General features: G+C 63.6%; 15 protein-coding genes, 1 tRNA gene, 1 rRNA gene and 2 pseudogenes. 9 read left to right on the top strand and 10 right to left on the bottom strand.

The features are described 5' to 3' along the window. Positions 1-226: 226 nt before the first annotated feature. The 6 genes from BMW49_RS22650 to arsS form a co-directional block, all read right to left on the bottom strand. Positions 227-1,303, bottom strand: coding sequence for an FAD-dependent oxidoreductase (locus BMW49_RS22650; RefSeq protein WP_069521393.1), 1,077 nt, complete (start codon positions 1,301-1,303; stop codon positions 227-229). 130 nt (positions 1,304-1,433) lie between these two features. Further along, entirely contained in the window at positions 1,434-2,147 is a 714-nt protein-coding gene (locus BMW49_RS22645; RefSeq protein WP_069521395.1) for a DUF3047 domain-containing protein, read from the bottom strand. Continuing rightward, on the bottom strand, positions 2,147-4,288 hold the full coding sequence (locus tag BMW49_RS22640; protein WP_069521397.1) for an FAD-dependent oxidoreductase: 2,142 nt from the start codon (positions 4,286-4,288) through the stop codon (positions 2,147-2,149). Before BMW49_RS22640 ends, BMW49_RS22645 begins: the two co-directional genes overlap by 1 nt. After that, positions 4,281-5,249: a hypothetical protein gene (locus tag BMW49_RS22635; protein ID WP_090391088.1), complete on the bottom strand. Its 969-nt coding sequence runs from the start codon at positions 5,247-5,249 to the stop codon at positions 4,281-4,283. Before BMW49_RS22635 ends, BMW49_RS22640 begins: the two co-directional genes overlap by 8 nt. A gap of 97 nt (positions 5,250-5,346) precedes the next feature. After that, positions 5,347-6,726, bottom strand: a complete 1,380-nt coding sequence (locus tag BMW49_RS22630) for an SLC5/6 family protein (protein WP_069521401.1) — start codon at positions 6,724-6,726, stop codon at positions 5,347-5,349. A 75-nt stretch (positions 6,727-6,801) separates the two neighbouring features. Beyond that, a complete protein-coding gene (arsS, locus tag BMW49_RS22625; protein ID WP_208600985.1) occupies positions 6,802-7,767 on the bottom strand; it encodes an arsenosugar biosynthesis radical SAM (seleno)protein ArsS in 966 nt (321 codons plus the stop codon). A gap of 144 nt (positions 7,768-7,911) precedes the next feature. Between arsS and BMW49_RS22620 the strand changes: the two genes are divergently transcribed. The 5 genes and pseudogenes from BMW49_RS22620 (at position 7,912) to BMW49_RS25710 (ending at position 12,874) form a co-directional block, all read left to right on the top strand. Then, on the top strand, positions 7,912-8,328 hold the full coding sequence (locus tag BMW49_RS22620) for a hypothetical protein (RefSeq protein ID WP_069521405.1): 417 nt from the start codon (positions 7,912-7,914) through the stop codon (positions 8,326-8,328). 12 nt (positions 8,329-8,340) lie between these two features. After that, complete coding sequence (locus BMW49_RS22615) at positions 8,341-8,775, top strand: BLUF domain-containing protein (protein ID WP_069521407.1); 435 nt, start codon at positions 8,341-8,343, stop codon at positions 8,773-8,775. 52 nt (positions 8,776-8,827) lie between these two features. Then, entirely contained in the window at positions 8,828-11,701 is a 2,874-nt protein-coding gene (locus BMW49_RS22610) for an EAL domain-containing protein (RefSeq protein WP_069521409.1), read from the top strand. Between the two features lie 507 nt (positions 11,702-12,208). After that, positions 12,209-12,484 (top strand): annotated as a pseudogene (locus tag BMW49_RS25715) (methyl-accepting chemotaxis protein); the annotation flags it as partial. A gap of 3 nt (positions 12,485-12,487) precedes the next feature. Next, a complete protein-coding gene (locus BMW49_RS25710) occupies positions 12,488-12,874 on the top strand; it encodes a CZB domain-containing protein (protein WP_425272770.1) in 387 nt (128 codons plus the stop codon). Positions 12,875-12,957: 83 nt separating this feature from the next. Here the strand turns inward: BMW49_RS25710 and gabT are convergent, their stop codons facing one another. Both gabT and gabD read right to left on the bottom strand, forming a co-directional pair. After that, positions 12,958-14,238, bottom strand: coding sequence for a 4-aminobutyrate--2-oxoglutarate transaminase (gene gabT, locus BMW49_RS22600; RefSeq protein ID WP_069521413.1), 1,281 nt, complete (start codon positions 14,236-14,238; stop codon positions 12,958-12,960). Positions 14,239-14,563: 325 nt separating this feature from the next. Further along, on the bottom strand, positions 14,564-16,006 hold the full coding sequence (gabD, locus tag BMW49_RS22595; protein WP_069521415.1) for an NADP-dependent succinate-semialdehyde dehydrogenase: 1,443 nt from the start codon (positions 16,004-16,006) through the stop codon (positions 14,564-14,566). Positions 16,007-16,341: 335 nt separating this feature from the next. On the opposite strand from gabD, the gene BMW49_RS22590 reads away from it, so the two are divergent. Further along, positions 16,342-16,418: transfer RNA gene (locus tag BMW49_RS22590), tRNA-Arg, on the top strand. A 58-nt stretch (positions 16,419-16,476) separates the two neighbouring features. Here the strand turns inward: BMW49_RS22590 and norR are convergent. Next, positions 16,477-18,024 (bottom strand): nitric oxide reductase transcriptional regulator NorR, encoded by a 1,548-nt coding sequence (norR, locus tag BMW49_RS22585; RefSeq protein WP_069521417.1) that lies wholly within the window; start codon positions 18,022-18,024, stop codon positions 16,477-16,479. A gap of 174 nt (positions 18,025-18,198) precedes the next feature. Here norR and hmpA point away from each other — a divergent pair. The 3 genes and pseudogenes from hmpA (at position 18,199) to BMW49_RS22570 (ending at position 20,832) form a co-directional block, all read left to right on the top strand. Next, positions 18,199-19,378: pseudogene (hmpA, locus tag BMW49_RS22580) on the top strand (NO-inducible flavohemoprotein). Positions 19,379-19,400: 22 nt separating this feature from the next. After that, the gene (locus BMW49_RS22575) at positions 19,401-19,655 is read left to right on the top strand and encodes a hypothetical protein (protein WP_069521419.1); all 255 of its coding nucleotides are present in this window, start codon (positions 19,401-19,403) and stop codon (positions 19,653-19,655) included. Further along, positions 19,642-20,832 (top strand): NnrS family protein, encoded by a 1,191-nt coding sequence (locus tag BMW49_RS22570; RefSeq protein ID WP_069521421.1) that lies wholly within the window; start codon positions 19,642-19,644, stop codon positions 20,830-20,832. Before BMW49_RS22575 ends, BMW49_RS22570 begins: the two co-directional genes overlap by 14 nt. Before the next feature lie 190 nt (positions 20,833-21,022). Here BMW49_RS22570 and rrf read toward each other — a convergent pair. Further along, a 5S ribosomal RNA gene (gene rrf / locus BMW49_RS22565) occupies positions 21,023-21,138 on the bottom strand. Between the last annotated feature and the right edge of the window lie 196 nt (positions 21,139-21,334).

Raw genomic sequence — 21,334 nt, 5'->3', positions numbered from 1 at the left:
CGTTATTATTCTTGGCCGCTGCCGACCACCTCCCTGTGCACGCGGCTCGAGGTGTCGAGGACGGTGCCTGTAGCCGACTGGCGACAGCGTTACACACTGCGTCGGCACGACAAGCGGAATCTGAAGCAGGCACGAAAACCTGACGCCAGAACGCCATCCCCGATTCGAACACTCTAGACGAGTTTGGGCCATGGCACTTTGGTAGCAGTCGTCCCTAGCAGGCGCACTACTCCGGCAGACGGTGGCGCTGGATAAAGCCGCGGTCCAGCCAGTCCTTCCAGCGCCCACACAGGGGCCCGCCAGCACTCCAGGTACGCCAGCCGAGCAAGGCGCCGCCATCGCCCGTGGCCAGCAAGGCCAGGCTGTGGCGCTGCGGGCGATAACGCCGCAACGGCAGACCGCGCAGGACCGCCGAGAGGTTGGCGGCCAACACCGGCCCCTGGCGCACCGCATACACCCCGCTCTTGGCCGCACCCGGCAGGCTGGCGCAGTCACCCACGGCGAACAGCGCCGGGTGCGAATGGCTTTGCAGGGTACGGCCGATTTCGACGAAGCCGCGCTCATCACACCTCAGGCCACTGCTCGCCAGCCAGGGCCAGGCCTGGGCGCCGCTGGCCAGCAGCAACCGCGGCCCACGCCAGACGCAAAGTGACCCGCTGTACAGGGCATCGTCTTCACAGCGATCGATCGGGCAGTGCTCGCGCACCCGCACCCCGCGCTGGCACAGATGGCCCAGCGCGCGCAGGCGCAAACCTGGGTTGAGCCCTGCGAGCAGGGGCCCTGCGCAAAACAGCGACACCCCCGGTACGCGGTCGACCAACGCCAGCGCCAGCTCCACCCCGGCCGCTCCGCCGCCGAGAATCGCCAGCGGCTGTGACGCCTGCTGCCAGCGACTCCAACCCTGCACGAATGCATCGAAGGGTTTCACCGCCAGCAGCTCCAGGCCCTCACCACTGTGCGCTGGCGGGCTGACCTGACCACCGACATTCAAGGACAACCAGCGCGCCTCCAGCGTGCGGCCGTCGGCCAGGTGCACCTGATGGCTGTCGGCTTCTAGGGCTGTGACCTGCGCATCGATCAGCTCGACCTTGGCCGCGCGGCACAGCGGCTGCAGCTCTACCCGGCAATCCTCGGCCTGGAAGCGCCCGGCTAACAGCCCCGGCAGCATGCCCGAGTACCAGGCCGCAGGGCCGGCACTGACCAGGGCAATACGCCCCGGCGGCCGCTCGACCAGCGCCCAGCGCCGCAGCACGCCCAAATGCGCATGGCCGGCGCCGAGTAGCAACAGGTCGTAGCTGCTCATCGGCGGGCCTGACAGGCGTTGGTAGCGATGGGGGCGTTACGGGCAGGCATGGGCACAGGAGTCCGATCAAGGGTGGGGCGCGACCACCACCCTACCGGCTGCGACCCTGGCGGTTCAAGCCGCCCCTGTATCAAGGCGTGATGCGCTGCAGGCGTGGCGCGGCGAAATAGCTCTCGGCCGACTCGCCGGTGTTGTCGCTGTCGGCGGCGAATACCACACCGAGGATCCTGCGTGGCGCGCTGCCAAAGGCGGCGATGGCGTCGGCATTCAGATCGCGGCTTTCGCTGAGCCATTGCCCCAGCGGCGCTTGCGGGCCGCGCAGCACCAGCATCTCCACCGTCTCGGTATAGGCGCTGCGGGCATGGGTACCGGGGGCTGCGCGGTTGTCCCAGACGTAGCTGAGGGTCGCCGCCGGCAGGTCGGGGTCGAAGAAGGTGCGCGCCAGGCGCAGCTTCTGCCGAGTGACAAAGCTCAGCGAATCCAGCGGGTAATCCAGCAGCACATAGACCCGTGCGGCATAGTCGTCGCCTTCACGGGTGGCGAAACGTGCCCGCTCCAGCTTGCGTTCGGTGCGCCACTGCCAGCTCAGTTGCCAGGGCTGATCGCCGGGCAGGTCCAGCGGATGCAGCAGGCCACCCGCCGCTGCATCGGCCTGAATGCGCAGCACCTGCTGACCGTCCTGCTCGACCAAGGTGCGTTCGGACGGTTTGAGCTTGGGGATATCCGCCAGGCGCCAAGGTGTCGACCACTCGCCCTTGGGCGGGCCGGCTGTCCAGGGCGTTAGCTGGTTATCGGCCTGGGCCAGCGGAGCCAAGGCCAGCAGGGCGAGCAGTAACCCGCGCATCAGCTTCTGCGCCAGCTATGAAAACGCTCGACCAGGCGCAGCAAGCCTTGCGGGGCGTGGGCGCGCTTCCACTCGCCAGCCGCATACTTGTTGGCCTCGGCCATGGTCGGGTAGGTGTGAATGGTGCCAAGCATCTTGTTCAGACCCAGGCCATGCTTCATCGCCAGCACATATTCGGCGAGCAGCTCGCCGGCATGCTCGCCGACGATGGTCACGCCAAGAATCCTGTCCTTGCCCGGTACGGTCAGCACTTTGACAAAGCCGTGGGCGGCTTCATCGGCAATCGCCCGGTCGAGATCGTCGATGCCATAACGGGTCACCTCATAGGCGATGTGCTGCGCCTTGGCTTCGCCTTCGGAGAGCCCGACGCGGGCGACCTCAGGGTCGGTAAAGGTGCAGGCGGGGATCACCCGGTAATCCACCTTAAAGCGTTTAAAGCCGCTGAACAGCGCATTGACGGCGGCATACCAGGCCTGGTGCGCGGCGACATGGGTGAGCTGATAGGGCCCGGTGACATCGCCCACCGCGTAGATATTGGGAAAGCGCGTGGCCAGGTACTCGTCGGTCTCCAGGGTGCCGTTGGGCCGCAGCGTCAGGCCCAGTTCCTCGACACCGTAGCCCGTGACATTGGCCACCCGGCCGAGGGCCAGCAGCACACAGTCAAAGGCGATGGTCACCTCCTCATCGCTGTCCAGGCGGCGGGCAACCATACGCTGCTCACCATTGACCACCTCAAAACGTTCGGCGCGGTGTTGCAGGCGCACATCCACGCCGTCATTGCGCAGGCTTTGCAGCACCCGCTCGCTGGCATCGGCGTCTTCGCGCGGCAGCAGACGCTCGGCCAGCTCCACCTGAATCACCTGGCTGCCGAGGCGCTGGAAGGCCTGGGCCAATTCGCAGCCAATCGGCCCGCCACCGAGCACCAGCAGCCAGCGCGGCTGTTCGCGCAGGCTCCAGATAGTGTCCGAGGTGTAGCCCTGTACCTGCTCGATACCGGGGATCTTCGGCACCAGCGGCCGCGCGCCGGCAGCGATAATCAGGTTGCGGCTGGTCAGGGTCTGGCCGTTGACCTCCACCGCCCAGGGCGAAAGAATTTTCGCTTCGCCCTGGAGCACTTCGACGCCCAGGCCGGTGTAGCGCTCCACCGAATCATGGGGTTCGATATCGGCAATCACCCGCTGGATGCGCTGCATCACCGCCGGGAAATCCACCGCGCCTTGCACCCCGGTAAAGCCCAGCGCTGCGCCCTTTTTCAGTTCATTGGCCAGCTTGGCCGAACGCAGCAACGCCTTGGACGGCACGCAGCCGGTGTTCAGGCAGTCGCCGCCCATCTTGTGCTTCTCGATCAGGCTGACTTTGGCCTTTACCGCCGCCGCGATATAGGCGCTGACCAGGCCGCCGGACCCGGCACCGATGACAAGCAGGTTGCGGTCGAAGGTTTTCGGTTTGTGCCAGCCGGCATACACCCGCCGTGCCTGCACCAGGCCCAGCAGCTTGCGCGCGATCAGCGGGAATACCCCGAGCAAAACAAAGGCGCCGAGCAGGCCCGGCGAGAGGATGCCGGCCAGGGAGTCGAGCTGGCCCAGCTCGCGTCCGGCATTTACGAAGACCAGGGTGCCCGGCAGCATGCCGAGCTGGCTGACCCACCAGTAGGTACGCGCCGGCAGACGGGTCAGGCCCATGGCCAGGTTGATCAGAAAAAACGGGAACACCGGCACCAGACGCAGGGCAAACAGGTAGAACGCACCCTCGCGCTCAATCCCCGCATCAATGCCGGCCAGGCGCTGGCCAAAGCGGCTCTGCACCCAGTCACGCAGCAAGAAACGGCTGCTGAGCATGGCCAGGGTGGCGCCCAGGGTAGAGGCGAAAGACACCAGCACAAAGCCTTCGAGCAGGCCAAACAACGCGCCGGCCAGCAGCGTCATCAGCGCCGCGCCGGGTAGCGACAGCGCAGTGACTGCCACATAGGCGAGGAAAAACAGCCCGGCGGCCAGCCAGGGCTGCGCCGCGACCTGGGCATTCAACGCGGCCTGCTGCGCCTTGAGCGCTTCCAGGTTGAGGTACTGGCCAATGTCGAAGATAAAGAAGCTGCCCAGCAGCGCGAGGATCACGCCCATCAGGGCCAGTTTGCGGCTATTCATCAGTCAGCGCCTCCAGGGCGCAAAGGCTTTGGCATAAGCTGAAACCAGCCAGCAGGGCGTGTTCGGGGCGGTCGCTCAGTTGCCCGAGCGCCCGTGCACGGTAGGACAACGCTGCCGGGCTATCGTCAGGCCACTGGCGGTCGAAATCGGCAAGAAAGGCGTCGTGGTCGTAGTTCAGTGGCAGGGCTTCGATAAACAGGCCATCACGCTGGCAGCGATACAGCGCCGCCGGATGCGGCGTCGTTGCGATGCGGCTAAGCAGGCCATAGCGGCCACCGACAAAGTTCGGCAATCCGGCCGCGCCGTTGTTGATCAGTACGCCATGCTCAAGACTCAAGGCTACTGCCGAGCAGGTATGGCTGGTGGCCAGAACCTGCACGTTGTGCGCGGCGAACCAGTTATCCAGCTGCTGCTGGCGCGTCGGTTCGCTGAGCGATTCGCGCGAGCAGCTCCAGCCGGCCAGGGACTGCTCGTCGCCATGGCTGATCGCCACGCGCTGCCCGGCCACGCTGACCAGTGCCGTACTCGGCCGCGCTGCCAGGCGTGCGGCCATACCCGGCAAACCCTGCACGGTTTTATTCAATGCCTGCTGGATGGCATTGGAACGCTCGACCACCGCCTCCTCCACCGTCATCGGGTAGGCACAGCCACAGCCGGCACCGCTGTCATCGGCGCGTCCCAGCTCGGTTTCGACATTGCCGCGCAGGGCCAGGTGGGCCGCAAGGCCCTGTTCGATCTGCGGGAAAATCTCGGGGTCGCGGTCGAACCAGTGGGCATCGCCGTTAAATACCACCCGCGCAGTTGGCTCGGCGGTCAAGCGCCGTTGCAGCGCGGCCAGGGCCTGGCGATTGCCATACAGACCGCCGACCACATAGAGGGTGTCGCACGCGAAGGCGGGCTCACCGCTAAAGGCATCCCGGGCCAGACGATAGTCCAGCGGGCAATCACGACCGGCGCGCATCAGGCTTCAGCCCCAACAGCGGTAGGGTGCGCCGTGCGCACCAATTCCATAGGCAGACTCTTGGTGCGCACGGCGCACCCTACGAGGCCAAAGCGCATCAGGCAGCCCTCCGCAACCAGCCGGGCAGCAGATAGCCGAGTACACAGAGCCCCAGGCCATACAGGTTGGTGCCGAGCAGCAGCGCGTATTTGCCGTCGCCGATGGCCCAGCTTTGCGGAATCCAGTTCAGGGTCAGGGCTACGCCCAGGCCCAGGCCGGTCCAGAAACTCAGGTGAAAGCCCAGGCGGGTGGGCCTGGTCAGGCCATGCAGCACGAACACCGGGGCCAGGCCAATGACCATGGTGCCACTGATGGTGGTGGCCTTGAGGATGTCGGTGCCGGCAATCATCGGCAGATTGCCGAGCAGGGCGAACACCACCATCACCGCCATGCCGACACCGATGGCTTTTTGGCCGAGGTCGCGGCCAGCCAGTTTCGGCAGTTCGCGCCCGGCCAACTTGGCCAGGCTGGAGAAGGTCGAATCCAGAGTCGAGCCGGCAGCGGATACCATCACCACGGTCATCACCAGCAACGCGCCGATACCCAGGCTCTTGGCCAGGGCCGCCGGCACATTGTCCGAGGCGGCAATGCCGCTGAGCTGGGCGTGCACGCCGATCAGGCTAAAGGCGAGGATGGCGATAAAGCCGAGCACCCCGGCAATCAAAAAGGAGCGGCGCATGGCCTTCTCCTCGCTGATAAAGCCCCGGTCGGTCAGCACCGGGTCATGGAAGCCGTAGCTGAAGGCCTGCAGGCCGGCGACCAGCAGTAGGTCGACGCCGGCATTCAGTGCCCAATTACTGGTGCTGGCCAGCTCGCTGGGCGAATGCTGCGGCAGCACCAGGCCGAGCACCCAGACCAGGGCGATGACGAAGATCGCTGCTTGCGCCGCGTCAGTCAGGATCGAGCTGCGCAGCCCGCCGCGCAGGCTGTAGGCCAGAGTCACGGCGGTAAACAGCAAGGCCGAGGCGATAAATTCGATGCTGCCGGAATCGCCGTAATAACCGCCGACCACCGCGGTGTTGCTCCACACCTCGTTGAACAGGCGAATCAGAATGGCGGCGGAGAACGCCAGCGCCGCGCCACGGCCGTAATGGCTGCTCAAAAAACTCACCAGGCCGGTCGCCGCATAGCGCCGACGCAGGCGGTAGATGACAAAGCCGGTGAGCGGAATCGACAGCCAGTACATGGCATAGGCCAGGCCGCCGACCAGGCCATAAGTGGCCCCGAGGTTGGCGGCGTTGGTCACCGATTTGGCGAAGATCCAGCTGATAAAGATGCTGGAGGTGATCAGCCAGGGGCTGGCGCTGCGGCCCTGGTTGTCCTCGCCGTTGAAGAACCCGCCGAGGGTTACCGCGCGTGGCGACAGGGCCAGCATCAGCGCGCCGTAGACCACGAGAAAACCCCAGAAGAACAGCCCGGTAAGACTGGTTGGTTGCATGAAGCGATCCTTGGTTAATGGTTATACCGGCGCGTAGGGTGCGCTGCGCGCACCAACACAGGCGCGGTGCGCACTCTATTCGTTCAGCGCGCCGCCGCAGCTTGAGCCTTGCCCAGCGGTACAGGCGAAGCAGTGATCGCGGGTGACGATGGGCTGGCCGTCCAGGCGCGCCCCCAGCAGATCGCGCAGGTGCGGCCGGTCGCGGCCGATCACCTCGGGCAACTGCAGCGGCAAGTCGAGCATCTGGTTGAAGTCGCAGTCGTACAGATAACCCTGGTAATCGACGCTGACCAGCGAGCGGCACATCAGCGGTTCGAGGTTTTCCGGACGGTAGCTGTCGCGCAACAGTTGCATATAGCCGTTGAACTGGCCCTTGCTGACCAGGGTGCTGCCAAAGCGCGCAATCGGCTGGTTGGTGATGGTCAGCAGGTGGTTGAAGACGATGCCGAAATCCTCGGCCAGGTGGCGTTTGTAATCGGCCTCCAGCGCCACTTGCGGCGGCGGCAGGCTAGGCCCTTGCGGGTTGTACACCAGATTGAGGATCAGGCCGCTGCCTGGTTGGCCGTAGCCCAGGGCATTGAGCTGTTGCAGGCCGCGAATGCTGGCATCAAACACACCATCGCCGCGCTGCTTGTCGACGTTATCGCGCGAGTAGCAGGGCAGCGAGGCACTGACTTCCACGCCTTGGTCGGCGAGAAATTGCGCCAGGTCTTCATAACCCGGCTCGCTGAGGATGGTCAGGTTGCAGCGGTCGATCACCCGCAGGCCTTCGCGGCGCGCGTGGCTGACGATCTCGCGAAAGCGTGGGTGCATCTCCGGCGCACCGCCGGTGAGGTCGAGGGTCTGCACAGGGTGGGCGTCGATCACCTGGTAGAGCAGAGCCAGGCCCTCGTCGCTAAGGCGCTCGGTACGGGTCGGCCCGGCATTCACATGGCAATGCAGACAGCGCTGGTTGCAGGTGTAGGTCAGGTTGACCTGCAGCGCTTGCAACGCACCCCGGCGGATGGCGGGGAAAGCCAGGCGATCGAGCAGGGGAAGCATGGCGTGCACGGTGATACTCCTCGTTAGGGTCAGCCATTAGAGCGCGAACAGTGGGCTGTGTTACAGGGCCATGGACGGCATTTAGTTATACAAAGCTTATACAGTGAGGCAATATCAGCGAACTTCCACGCAGGAGTACCTCAAATGCGACGTCTGAGCCTGTTCTTCATTGCCGGGTTTCTTGCCGTGCCGTTTTTCCACCAGCCGATACTCGGGTTGCTGCACGCCTATGGCGTGGTGCCATTCGCCCCCTTCAATACCGCGGCGACTGTACCGCTCGGTGTACCGGCCTGGCTTTCGGCGTCTTTCTGGGGCGGCGTGTGGGGCATGCTGATGCTCAGCGTGCTGCGCTGGGATGCCACACGGCCACAACCCTGGCTCAAGGGGCTGCTGTTCGGCGGCATCGCCCTGACCAGCGTAGCCCTGCTGATCGTCTTTCCGCTCAAGGGTCTGGGCTTCTCCATCAGCCAGTTGCCGGGGCGCTTTCTGATCGGTTTTCTGGTCAATGCCGCCTGGGGTGTTGGCACCTTGCTGTTCGCCCGCACCCTGTTCACGCGTTAAAACGGAGGTTTTATGCTCGTTCGTCTGACTTACGCCAGTCGCGCCAGCCACCAGGTGACTGGCGAGCTGATCCGGGAAATTCTCGACAGCTCGCAACGCAACAACCCGCCCCAAGGGCTGACGGGTATTCTCTGCTGCAATGCCGAAATTTTTCTGCAGGCGCTGGAAGGTCCACGCGACGCAGTCAATGCCCTCTACAACCGCCTGGCCGACGATACGCGGCATAAGGATCTGACCATCCTCGACTACGCGGAAATCGACAGTCGCCTGTACAGCGAATGGAGTATGGGCTGGGCCGGTGCACGCCAGGCCAACCGTGCACTGTTTCTCAAGTATTCGCGCAGCGACCGCTTCGACCCCTTCAGCATGACCGCCACCCAGGTGAGCAAGCTGCTCAGTGAGCTGAGTGAGAGCGCCAGCGCAATTAGCAGTCCGGTTCTCAGCTAGACTCGCAGCGCGCACGCGAGGCGCTTGTTGATGTCGGCGCTGAGGCCATCGGATGAAACCTGTATTACGCTGGCTGCTTCTGATGTTTGCCTGTTGGGGCATGCAGGCGCCGGCCACGACTTTGCCAAGCCTGACCCTGAGTGCCGAACAGCTGCAGCAGCCAAGGCCGATCGAGCACAGCCTGCTGCTCGAAGACCCGAGCGGCACATTGACCGCCACGGAGGTGTTACAGGCCCTGCCCGCGCGCGGCGTACTACACAGTGGCATCCCGCGCCTTGGCTACTCCACCAGCGCCTGGTGGGCCGCGGTGCAACTGCAGTTGCCTGCCCTGCAGCGGCTCAGCCTGTTGATTGACCACCCCTTTCTCGATGATCTGCAAGTCTGGGTGTTCGACGGCCGCCACCTGGCCCACCCCCTGTACAGCGGCGACCGCTTGCCCTTTCTGCAGCGGGGCGCACCCTATCCGCACTTCATGCTCAACCTGCCGCCGCTCGGTCAGGGCCCACATACCCTGCTGGTCCGGGTGCAGAGCGGCTCCTCGATCAGCCTGCCCATGCAACTGGTCAACGCCGACCAAGCCCCTCTGCTGAGTGCCCAGGCCTGGCTGCAGAGCGGCCTACTGCTGGGAGCAATGCTCAGCTTCGCGCTGTTCTACCTGATCCGTTTCGCCACCCTGCGTGAACCGCAGATGGGCTATTTCTGCATCACCGTGGTCGGCGTGGCGGTGTACAACGCGACGGTGCATGGTCTGACCGGGCTGCTCTTGCCTGACTGGCCCTGGTTACCACCGCTGCTGGCGAACCTGGCCAACCCCGTGATGCTGATTTTCAGCACGCTGTTTTTGGCCAGTGCCTTGAAGCTACGCCTGGGCCGCCTGCGCTGGGCGCGCGATCTGCTCTTTGCCAGCACCCTGGTGGTATGCAGCTGGAGCCTGGTAAGTGACCAGGCCTATGCCACGCTCAATGTTGTGATCCTGATCACTGGGCTTTTCCAGATGCTTTTGGTGTTGCTCGGGCTGTGGCAGCGACGCCCCTACGCCCTGGGCTATCTCCTGTGCTGGAGCACAGCCCTGGTGCTGATGCTCATCGTGCCACTCAGCCGCTCTGGGCTGATGCCGCTGCCTCCTGGTTTTATCTACCTGCACGCCTACTTGCCAGCCATCAGCATGCTGCTGTTCGCCGCCCTGCTGGATCGCCAGCTGGAGCGCGTGCGGCGCGCCTTGCTGGTCAGCCAGGCCCAAGCGATCAGTAATCTGGAGCAGTACCGGGCGCTGTTTCGCAGCGCCAGCGAGGGCATTTTCCGTTGCACCTCTGCCGGCATATTGCTGGAGGCCAATCCCAGCCTGGCGCGCTTTCTCCAGCCGGATATGGCGCCCGACGCGCTGGTCGGCACAGCGATCCAGCGCTTGCTGGGGGCCAGTACCTGGCAGCAACTGACCGCGTCCCTGAACCTTGCGCAACCGGCCATCAGCCAGGAATGCCAACTCCACGACCTGCAGGGCACGCCGCGCTGGGTCTACCTGTCGCTGCACTTGCGCCCAGCTCAGGATTGCATCGAAGGCATCGTTGTCGACCTCAGCGAACGCCGTGCGCTGGAGGAGCGCCTGCAACACCTGGCCGCGCGCGACTCGCTGACCGGTCTACTCAACCGCCGCGAACTGGAGCGCCTGCTGCAGGAAAGCCTGAACGGTGGAGCGCGACGCTTCAGCCACCTGCTGTATCTGGACCTGGACCAGTTCAAACAGGTCAATGACCTCTGCGGGCACTCTGCCGGCGACCAGTTGCTGCGTCAGTTGGCCAGCCGTCTGCAACACCAGTTGCCCCCGTCAGCCGAACTGGCCAGGGTCGGCGGCGACGAGTTTGCCGTGCTGCTGCGCGACACCGACGACCAGGCAGCCAACTGCCAGGCGGAGCACCTGCGGCGCAGCGTCGAACAGTTTCTATTCACCTGGGAAGGCCGGCCATTTCGCCTGTATGCCAGCATCGGCCTGCTGGCGCTCGGGCCCGCAGTAAGCGATTGGCAGGGCGCACTGAACTGGGCCGACAGTGCAAGCCAGCAGGCCAAGCACCAGGGCCGCAACCGGGTGCTGGTGTTCAACCCGGCCGACGGCGCACTGCTCGAACACCAGCGCCAACTGCAGTGGATCACCCGCCTGCGCGAAGGCCTCGACCAAGGCCATTTCGAGCTGTTCTTTCAACCGGTGATGGCGCTGCAGCACAGCGATACACGTCTGCATTACGAGGTGCTGCTGCGCTACCGCGACCCAATCAGCGCGGAGTGGATCGGCCCCGCTCAGTTTCTCGGTGCCGCCGAGCGCTATGGCCTGCTGGGGGCCATCGATCGCTGGGTCATTCAGCATCTGCTGCAATGGCTGGCGGCCAACCCCCGGCATCTTGAGCGCCTGGCCCAGGTCAATGTGAATCTCAGCGCCGCCTCGCTGCTCGACAGTGAATTCCACCAGCAACTCAGCACGCAATTGCACGAGTACGGCCTACCACCGGCCAAGCTGTGCATCGAAGTCACGGAGATGGTCGCCCTGGGCGAACTCGGGGTGTCGTCACGCTGGATCAAGCAACTGCGCAGCCAGGGATTGAAAGTCGCCCTGGATGACTTCGGCAGCGGCTTCGCCTCCTACGCCTACCTGCGCCACTTGCCCCTGGACATTCTGAAGATCGACGGCAGCTTCATTCGCGACCTCGAAGCCGACCCCATCAACCAGGCGATGGTCCGCTCCATGCAACAGATTGCCGCACAGCTCGGCCTGCAGACCGTGGCCGAGTTCGTCGAAAGCCAGGCGACGCTGGACTGCTTGCGTGAACTCGGGATCGATTACGCGCAGGGCTACTTCATCGACCACCCACGGCCGCTGGCGCTGTTGCGCGATGGTTTGGATAACGCGGCCAAGCAGGCAATCCCCGAGCTTTAATGACACTCAATCTTCAGCCTTGCCTGCCGAAATAAATGGTGTACCGGCCTCGCCGAATCGTTTACCTGCCTGGGTTTGGAGTTGTGTTCCATGTTCGATCGTAAATGGCGCCTGCGTTGTGAAAATCTAGAGCGGGAAGTCAGCCGCCTGAACCAAGAAAAAGCCGCGTTGCAACAAGAACTTGAAGCACAGCGCAGCCTGCAGCAGCAAAGCCAGCAGGCGCATACCGAACTCCACGGCGTTACGCGCTACCAGCATGAACTGCATGGCAAGCTGGCGCGTTTCGAGGAGTCTCTCTCGCAAACCCGAGACGGCGTGGTGACCCAGGCCGAACAACTGAACCAGGAAGTCACCAAGCTCGATCAGAGCCGGGGCATTTTCCAGGAAACGTCGACACTGCTCAGTGGCTTCTCGAACTCACTCAACGGCATGGCAGTGCAGGGCGTCAGCAGCGTGCAGAGCGTTGGCCTGCTGCAGCAGCGCGTGGGTGAGATCAGCCGCATCGTCGACCTGATCAAGGCCATCTCCGAGCAGACCAACCTGCTCGCCCTCAATGCTGCCATCGAGGCTGCCCGCGCGGGCGACCAGGGTCGCGGGTTTGCCGTGGTCGCCGATGAGGTGCGCGCCCTGGCCCAACGCACCAGCCAGGCCACCCAGGAAATCAGCACGCTGGTCGCCAGCATCAACCAGGAAACCGATAGCGCCAGCCTCTCCATTGGCAGCCTGTCCAACGAGGCAACACGCTTGTCTGGCGACGTCTCGCACTCGGCGCAGACCCTGGATGAAATGGTGGTGATGGGCGAGCACATGAGCCAGCTCATCGAAAACATCGCGCTGGGCTCGTTCTGCGAAGCGGTCAAGCTGGATCACCTGCTGTTCAAGCTCACCGTCTACCAGCGGTTGTTCCTGCAGGACAGCAACACACAGCTGAGCAGTCACACCAGCTGCCGTCTCGGGCAGTGGTACCAGAACAGCGACACCAACCGGCGCTACGGCAACCGTCGCAGCTTTCAGCAACTGGAGCAGCCGCACAAGTCAGTCCACGACCGCGCACACGAGGCCTTGCACGCCGCCCAGGGCCAGGATTGGAACAGCGTATTGCGCGCCGTTACCGAGATGGAAAAAGCCAGCATGGTGGTCAACTCGCTGATTTCGGAGCTGGCAGGACACTGAGCGCAGGCAAAAAAAAGCCGCTCACTTGCAACAAGTGAACGGCACGACCGCCGAGACGGGTTCTAGGGGTGACGCGACAGCGATCAGGCCAGTTCGTCGAAGCACTCGGCGATGATCGCCAGGCCGCGGTCGAGCAGAGCGTCTTCGGCGGTCAGCGGTACCAGCACACGCAGGACGTTGCCGTAGGTGCCGCAGGACAGCAGGATCAACCCCTTCTCCCGCGCCTTGGCGACAATCTGCCCGGTCAGCGCAGCGTTAGGTTTGTGCACATCGCCACCCTCGCACAGTTCCATGGCGATCATGGCACCGAGGGCGCGTACTTCGCCGATGTTCTTGTGCTTGGTCTGGATGGCCTTGAGGCCGCTGACCAGACGCTCGCCGACCACCTTGCAGCGCTCCAGCAGGTTCTCTTGCTCGAAGACGTCGATCACCGCCAGGGCAGCTGCGCAGGCGATCGGGCTGCCGGCGTAGGTGCCGCCCAGGCCGCCTGGTGCGATGGCGTCCATGTATTCGGCCTTGCCGCACACACCCGCCACGGGGAAACCGCCGGCGATGGATTTGGCAAAGGTAGTCAGATCGGCGGCGACGCCCATCTGCTCCATGGCGAAGAAGGTGCCGGTACGGCCGGCGCCGGTCTGCACTTCATCGGCGATCAGCAGGATGCCGTGCTGATCACAGAGGGCGCGCAGGCGCAGCATGAAGTCTTTCGGCGCGACATAGAAACCACCCTCGCCCTGCACCGGCTCGATGATGATCGCGGCGATGTCGCGCGGCTCGGCGTCGTTCTTGAAGATGCGCTCGATGCTGGCGATCGCGTCATCCGTGCTGACGCCATGCAGCGCGCACGGGTACTGAGCGCGGAAGATGCCGCCGGGCATCAGGCCCATGCCGGCCGAGTACGGCACGACTTTGCCGGTCAGGCCCAGGGTCATCATGGTGCGGCCGTGGTAGCCGCCGGTGAAGGCGATTACGCCAGCACGGCCAGTGGCGGCACGGGCGATCTTCACGGCGTTTTCCACCGCTTCGGAGCCGGTGGTGACCAGCAGGGTCTTCTTGGCGAAGTCGCCCGGAACCTTGGCGGCGACCTTCTCGCACAGCTCGACATAGGGCTCATAGGCCAGCACCTGGAAGCAGGTGTGGGTCAGCTTGGTCAGCTGCTCCTGCACTGCAGCCACGATTTTCGGGTGCAGGTGCCCGGTGTTGAGCACTGCGATGCCGCCGGCGAAATCGATAAACTCGCGACCTTCGACATCGGTCACCGTGGCGTTCTTCGCCGACTCGGCGAAGATCGGGTGGATCTGGCCGACACCGCGCGGAACAGCGGCTTCACGGCGTTTCATCAGGGATGCATTGGTCTTGCTCATAAGGTCCTCATTCGCCGCTCATCGGGCGGCGTGGTCCAAGGATGAATGCAACCGGGAAAAGGCGTGCGCAGCATTCGATGATCGACTGCCACACCCTGCCGGTTGCTCAGGTTCTGTATTGCGCTGCTGCAAACCCAGATGACCGGCTCGTTGGTTGAACCTGGGGTGTTTCAATCTTTCAGCGACTGGTCAGCGAATTTTCGGAGCGTAGCGAGCGAAGGTCAGGCAAGGCGGCGGGGTTGGGAAAAAGCGGAGTTGGCTGTTGCCAATGAGCATTTTTACCAAACCCGCCAACGCAGCATCACCGAAGCGCAGTAGCGACTACCTAGATGCCCAGGCAGAGGTACTTAATTTCCAGGTAGTCCTCAATGCCGTACTTGGAGCCTTCACGGCCCAGGCCCGACGCCTTGATCCCGCCGAAGGGCGCGACCTCGTTGGAGATCAGCCCGGTATTGACGCCGACCATGCCGTATTCGAGGGCTTCGGCCACGCGGAACACCCGACCCAGGTCACGGGCATAGAAGTACGAAGCCAGACCAAACTCGGTGTCGTTGGACATGGCGATGACTTCGGCCTCGTCCTTGAAGCGGAACAGCGGCGCCAGCGGGCCGAAGGTTTCTTCCTTGGCCACCGCGGCCGTCTTGGGCACGTTGACCAGAATGGTCGGCTCGAAGAAATTGCCCTGCATCGCGTTACCACCCGCCAGCACAGTCGCGCCCTTGCTGACGGCATCGGCGATATGCTCCTTGACCTTGGCCACGGCCTTCTCGTCGATCAGCGGACCCGTGGTGGTGCCCTCGTCCAGACCGTTGCCGATCTTCAGCTTGGCCACGGCGGCTTTCAGCTTCTCGGCGAAGGCATCGTAGACGCCATCCTGAATGTACAGACGGTTGGCGCAGACGCAGGTCTGGCCGTTGTTGCGGTACTTGGAGATGATCGCGCCTTCGACCGCCTTGTCCAGGTCGGCATCGTCGAACACGATAAAGGGCGCATTGCCGCCCAGCTCCAGCGAGACCTTCTTGATGTCCTTGGCGCACTCGGCCATCAGCTGACGACCGATTTCGGTCGAGCCGGTGAAGCTCAGCTTGCGCACGATCGGGTTGCCGGTCAGCTCACTGCCGATATCACCCGCGCTGCCGGTGACCACGCTGAGCACGCCTTTCGGAATGCCGGCGCGCTCGGCCAACTCGACCAGGGCCAAAGCGGAGAACGGCGTCTGCGAGGCGGGCTTGATCACCATGGTGCAACCGGCGGCCAGGGCCGGGCCGGCTTTACGGGTGATCATCGCCGCGGGGAAGTTCCACGGCGTAATCGCCGCGGTCACACCGATGGGCTGCTTGATCACGATCAGGCGCTTGTCCGGCTGATGGCCTGGGATCACATCGCCATAAATACGCTTGGCTTCTTCGGCAAACCACTCGATAAAAGAGGCGGCGTAAGCGATTTCACCCTTGGCTTCGGCCAGCGGCTTGCCCTGCTCCAGGGTCATCAGGCGACCGAGGTCGTCCTGGTTCTCGATCAGCAGCTCGAACCAGCGGCGCAGCTTGTTCGAGCGTTCCTTGGCAGTCAGCGCGCGCCAGGCCGGCAGCGCACGGTCAGCGGCTTCGATGGCGCGACGGGTTTCTGCGGCCCCCATCTTCGGTACCGTGCCGATGATTTCACCGGTGGCCGGGTTGTTGACCTTGATGGTCTGGCCGCTGTCGGCGTCCAGCCACTGGCCGTCGATATAGGCCTGCTGGCGGAACAGCTGAGTGTCTTTCAATTGCATAGCAGTCTCCTAAATCCCGACACCCTGGCATCGGCATATCTCATCGAATGCGCGGCAAGGCAGCACATTCAGGCTTGATCGGAAGGCCCGAGCTGTCGATTGGCGGGTGCTGGATAAGCGCAGGCAATTGCAGCAAGAGCGTTTGAAATCTCAAACGAATGCTAGGGAAAAGAGCAATTAAGGGCAATAGGCTGTTCGAAAAAATTAACGGCTGCATGTCCACTGCTCTTACCCAGAAACTCTGGTCGTCTCCGCGACCGATAGACGCACACAATCACCGCCACTGCGTCAGCATGGACGCCCGCCAGCGACATGCGTATGATTGCGCCCGCGCTGCACCAGTAGCTCAGCTGGATAGAGTACTGCCCTCCGAAGGCAGGGGTCGTGGGTTCGAATCCCGCCTGGTGCACCACCTTCAATACAAAAAGCCCCGGATGAAAATCCGGGGCTTTTTGCGTTTTAGCGCCCGCTTATTGCAAACCCAGGCGCTTGGCCAAGCGGATCAGGTTGGCGCGGTCGATGCCCAGTTCGCGGGCGGCGGCGGCCCATTTGTGTTGGTGGCGGCTGAGGGCCTGGCTGATCAGCTGTTTCTGGTAGGCGTCGAGGGCTTCGCGCAGTGGCAGTTCGTTGAGCGGCTCTGCGGCGCTTTGAGTTGCAGGTGCGGCGGCTTGGCTAGCCGGCAAATCCAGATGCGCGCTATCAATGCTAAGGATGCGCGGGCGTTCGCTGTAACCGGCCAGAGCCTTGAGCGCGGCGCGGCCGATCAGGTGCTCGAGTTCGCGCACGTTGCCTGGCCAGTTGTAGGCCAGCAGGTTGGCCTGGGCTTCGGCGGTCAGGCGCAGGCTGCGCAGCCCCAGGCGCGCGCGGTTTTCTTCGAGGAAGTAGCCGGCCAGTAGCAACACATCGCGGCCGCGTTCGCGCAGTGCTGGGACTTTCAGCGGATAGACGCTGAGGCGGTGGTAGAGGTCGGCGCGAAAACGCCCAGCGCGTACTTCCTCGGCCAGGTCGCGGTTGCTGGCGGCGAGCACGCGCACGTTGACCCGCTGTTCCTGGTCGGCACCGACCCGCTGCAGCTGGCCGCTCTGTAGCACACGCAGCAGCTTGGCTTGCGCGGGCAAAGGCAGCTCGCCGATTTCATCGAGAAACAGGCTGCCGCCATCGGCCAGTTCAAACTTGCCGCGCCGCTCGTTATGCGCGCCGGTAAAGGCGCCGCGTACATGGCCGAACAGTTCGCTTTCCACCAGGTTGTCAGGCAGCGCCGCGCAGTTGAGGCTGATCAGCGGCTTGGCCGCGCGGGGCGAGGCGGCGTGCAGGGCTTCGGCGACCAGCTCCTTGCCGACCCCGGTTTCACCGCTGATCAGCACATTTAGCTCGCTGTTGCCGACCAGCGCGATTTCCGCCTGCAGGCGCTTGTGCACGGCGCTCTGGCCGATCAGTTCACGCGGGCGTTGCTGGCCGGCGGCCTGCTTGTAGGCTTCGGCCAGCCGGTGCTGATCCTCGGCGCGTTGCAGCAGTGCGTTGATCCGCTCGCTGGCCATCACCGTGGCGGCAGCCAGGCTGGCGAAGGCCTGCAGGTTGTCCAGATCGACTCGGCCGAAGCTCGCCGGATCGAGCGAATCGAGGGTCAGCAGACCCCAGGGCTGGTCCTGCACATACAGCGGGCAGCCGAGGCAGTCGTGAACGGGCAAGTGGCCGCGATGGCCGTCGACCAGACCGTCGTAGGGGTCGGGCATCTCACAATCGGTGGCAAAGCGGGTCGGCCCACGGTGCGCCAACAGCGCCTGCAGACGCGGGTGTTCGTCGAGTTTGAAGCGCCGGCCGAGGGTGTCGGCGCTAAGGCCAAGGGCGGCCAGCGGAATCAGTACATCGCCATCGAGTTTGAGCAGCGCCACGGCGTCGCACGACAGCAACTGCCGTAGCGCCTGCAGTAGACGGCGATAGCGCTCGACTTCCGGCAGCTCGCGGGACAGATCGGCGACCAGAGGAATCAGTGCGGTGAGCAGTGGACTTGCTGTCATAAGGACACACTAGCTGTCATTAAGACTCTAAATACACGCTGTCATAAAGACACATATATTTATAAGTCCATGATTAATATAAATAAAATAATTGGCATGCTTTCTGTAACAGTCAGGGTGATATGAACCAGACCGCTGCGCAAGTGCAGCGTGTCGCCCTGACGAGGAAGCGCTATGTTGACCCCTGCACAAACCGCCCTGATCAAAGCCACCGTCCCCCTGCTGGAAAGCGGCGGTGAGGCCCTGACCCGGCACTTCTACCAGATGATGCTCACTGAGTATCCAGAAGTGCGCGCGCTGTTTAATCAAGCGCACCAGGCCAGCGGCGGCCAACAACGTGCCCTGGCCAATGCGGTGCTGATGTACGCCCGGCATATCGACCGGCTGGAGGCGCTGGGGCCTCTAGTAGGACAGATCGTCAACAAGCATGTGTCGCTGCAGATCCTGCCCGAGCATTACCCGATTGTCGGCCGCTGCCTGCTGCGGGCGATTCGTGAAGTGCTCGGTGAGGAGATCGCCACCGATGCGGTGCTCGAGGCCTGGGCCGTGGCTTATGGGCAACTGGCGGACATACTCATCGGTGCCGAAGAAGCTGCTTATAGTGCCAACGCCGATGCCGAGGGTGGCTGGCGCGGGGCGCGCAGTTTCCGCCTGAGCCGCAAGGTGCGGGAGAGCGAGGAGATTGTTTCGCTGTACCTGGTGCCGGCTGACGGCGGCGCTTTGGTGGCATTCCAGGCGGGCCAGTACATCGGCCTGCGCCTGCTGCTGGACGGCGGCGAGCAGCGCCGCAACTACTCGCTGTCGGCCCTGAGCAATGGTCGCGAGTACCGCATCAGCGTCAAGCGCGAAGTGGGTGGCAAGGTCTCCAATTACCTGCATGACCAACTGCAGGTCGGCGACAGCCTGGAGCTGTTTGCCCCAGCGGGGAATTTTGTTCTGCGCGAGTCGGCCAAGCCGTTGGTGCTGATCACCGCCGGCGTCGGCATCACCCCGGCGCTGAGCATGCTGGAGGCGGCGCGCGACACGGGCCGCGATATTCACTTTATCCACTGCGCCCGGCATGCCGGTGTGCATGCCTTCCGTGACTGGGTTGAAGCGCAGTGTGACGAGCGCCCGCAGGTGCGCCATTACGTGTGCTACAGCGAGCCGCGTGACGGTGACACAGGCGATGCTGAGGGGTTTCTCAGCCTGGAACAGTTAGCTGAGTGGCTGCCTGAGCAGCGCGATGGATGCCTACTTTCTCGGCCCCAAGCCGTTTATGGCGCAGGTCAAACGGCATCTGCACAGCCTAGGCGTACCGGCGGCGCAGAGCCATTACGAGTTCTTTGGTCCGGCCAGCGCGCTGGACCGTTAATAACCAAGCCTAGGAGGTGATTATGTTGGCGTATCTGTCCTGTCCATCGCGGGTGCTGCAACTGGCGAACCGTATGCTGCTGGCCGGCGTGCTGCTGTTGCTCAGCGGCTTGTTGGGCGCCTATGGCCTGGAGGCGCAGCTGAGCATGGGCAGCCTGGTTACGGCGCATGCGCTGACGATCATCGGCCCGGGCTTGCTCAAGCTCGGTTATGTGCTGCGCCTGGCTGCGCAGCAACACCTGCGCAAGCAACAGGAGCCTTGCTGTGCAGTTGCGTGATCGGCAGCAGGAATTGGCCATTGCGCCACTGTGGCGGCTGGGCTTTCGCCCGTTCTTTCTCGGTGGCGCGCTGTTTGCCGTACTGGCAATAGGTCTGTGGGCGCTGGTGTTGCTGGGTTATCTGCCAGGGTGGCAGCCGGTGGGCGGTAGCCTGGCGTGGCATCGGCATGAGCTGCCGTTCGGCTTTGCCGTGGCAATCATTGCCGGCTTTCTGCTCACCGCCGTGCAGAACTGGACGGGGCGGCCAGGCCTGAGCGGTTGGCCGCTGGCGGCGCTGTTTGGCCTCTGGTTACTGGCGAGGCTGGCCTGGCTGTTCGGCGCGTCGTTGCCACTCTTGCTGGCGCTGCAACTGCCCTTTCTACCACTGCTGGCTTTGTTGCTTGGGCGGCAGCTATGGGCGGTGCGCCAGTGGCGTAATTACCCACTGGTGGTTGTGGTATTGCTGATGGCGGGCTGCGAGTGGCTGCTGCTGTATGGCCTGGCGCTGGGGGATGATGCCCTGCAGCGGCGCGGTGCATTGGCCGGGTTGTGGCTGATTGCGGCGTTGGTGAGCATCATCGGCGGGCGGGTGATTCCGTTCTTTACCCAACGCGGCCTTAATCAAGCGGAGCCTGCTGCACCGCGGCCGCGCCTGGATCTGCTGGTGCTGGTGTTGTCGCTAAGTCTGGCGCTGCTGTTTGCCGGAGGCCTGACCATGCAACCGTCGCTATGGCTGCTGCCATTGTTACTGACTCTGGTTGCGCTGCATGGTCTGCGTTTGTGGCACTGGTATGACGCCGGGATCTGGCGGGTGCCGCTGCTGTGGTCGCTGCACTTGGCCTACGCCTGGTTGCCGCTGGCGTTACTGGCCATGGCGGCCTGGCATGCCGGCTGGCTGAGCGTCGCCAGCTTGGCCTATCACGCCCTGGCATTGGGTACCGTGAGCGGGGCGATTCTGGCGATGCTCGCGCGGGTCAGCCTTGGCCATACCGGTCGACCATTAGAGCCATCGGCAGCCATGGGATGGGCGTTTGCCAGTTTGCAGTTGGCCGTGCTGGCGCGGGTGCTACTGGTGCCGTTTGCGCCCGCTGCGGGATTGGGGCTTTCCAGCCTGTTGTGGATCGCGGCCTTTGCCCTGTTCGTACGCTACTACGCGCAGATGTTCTGGACTGCGCGGGTGGATGGACAGCCGGGCTAAGGTGAATATTTGCAGCATAGCGACGGGGGCACACAGCCCTCTACAAACCTGGCCCAATGCTAAGCAGAACACCCAGCCGTGCTCTAGAGGCTAGCCTGTTGTTCAGCCCCAGAACGAGTCCAACTGCACTTTCCCGCGCACAAAGAAGAAACCCCAGACCTCTTTCAAGGTCTGGGGTTTCGGTATAGGCGCTTGACGATGACCTACTCTCACATGGGGAAACCCCACACTACCATCGGCGATGCATCGTTTCACTACTGAGTTCGGGATGGGATCAGGTGGTTCCAATGCTCTATGGTCGTCAAGCAATTCAGCTGAGGTACCGTGCTGCTGATGCAGTACGCTGCCTCGAATTGGGTATGTGATGTCGTGGTTTGTAGTCTTGCAAATTTTCGGCTGTTGCAGTCTTCATAGAGACACGCAAACATCAAATTGTTTGGGTGTTATATGGTCAAGCCTCACGGGCAATTAGTATTGGTTAGCTCAACGCCTCACAGCGCTT

The sequence above is a fragment of the Pseudomonas cuatrocienegasensis genome (assembly GCF_900110925.1).
Lineage (GTDB): Bacteria > Pseudomonadota > Gammaproteobacteria > Pseudomonadales > Pseudomonadaceae > Aquipseudomonas > Aquipseudomonas cuatrocienegasensis.
The sequence above is the reverse complement of the archived record's forward strand: the minus strand, read 5'-3'. Positions and strand labels throughout refer to the sequence as shown.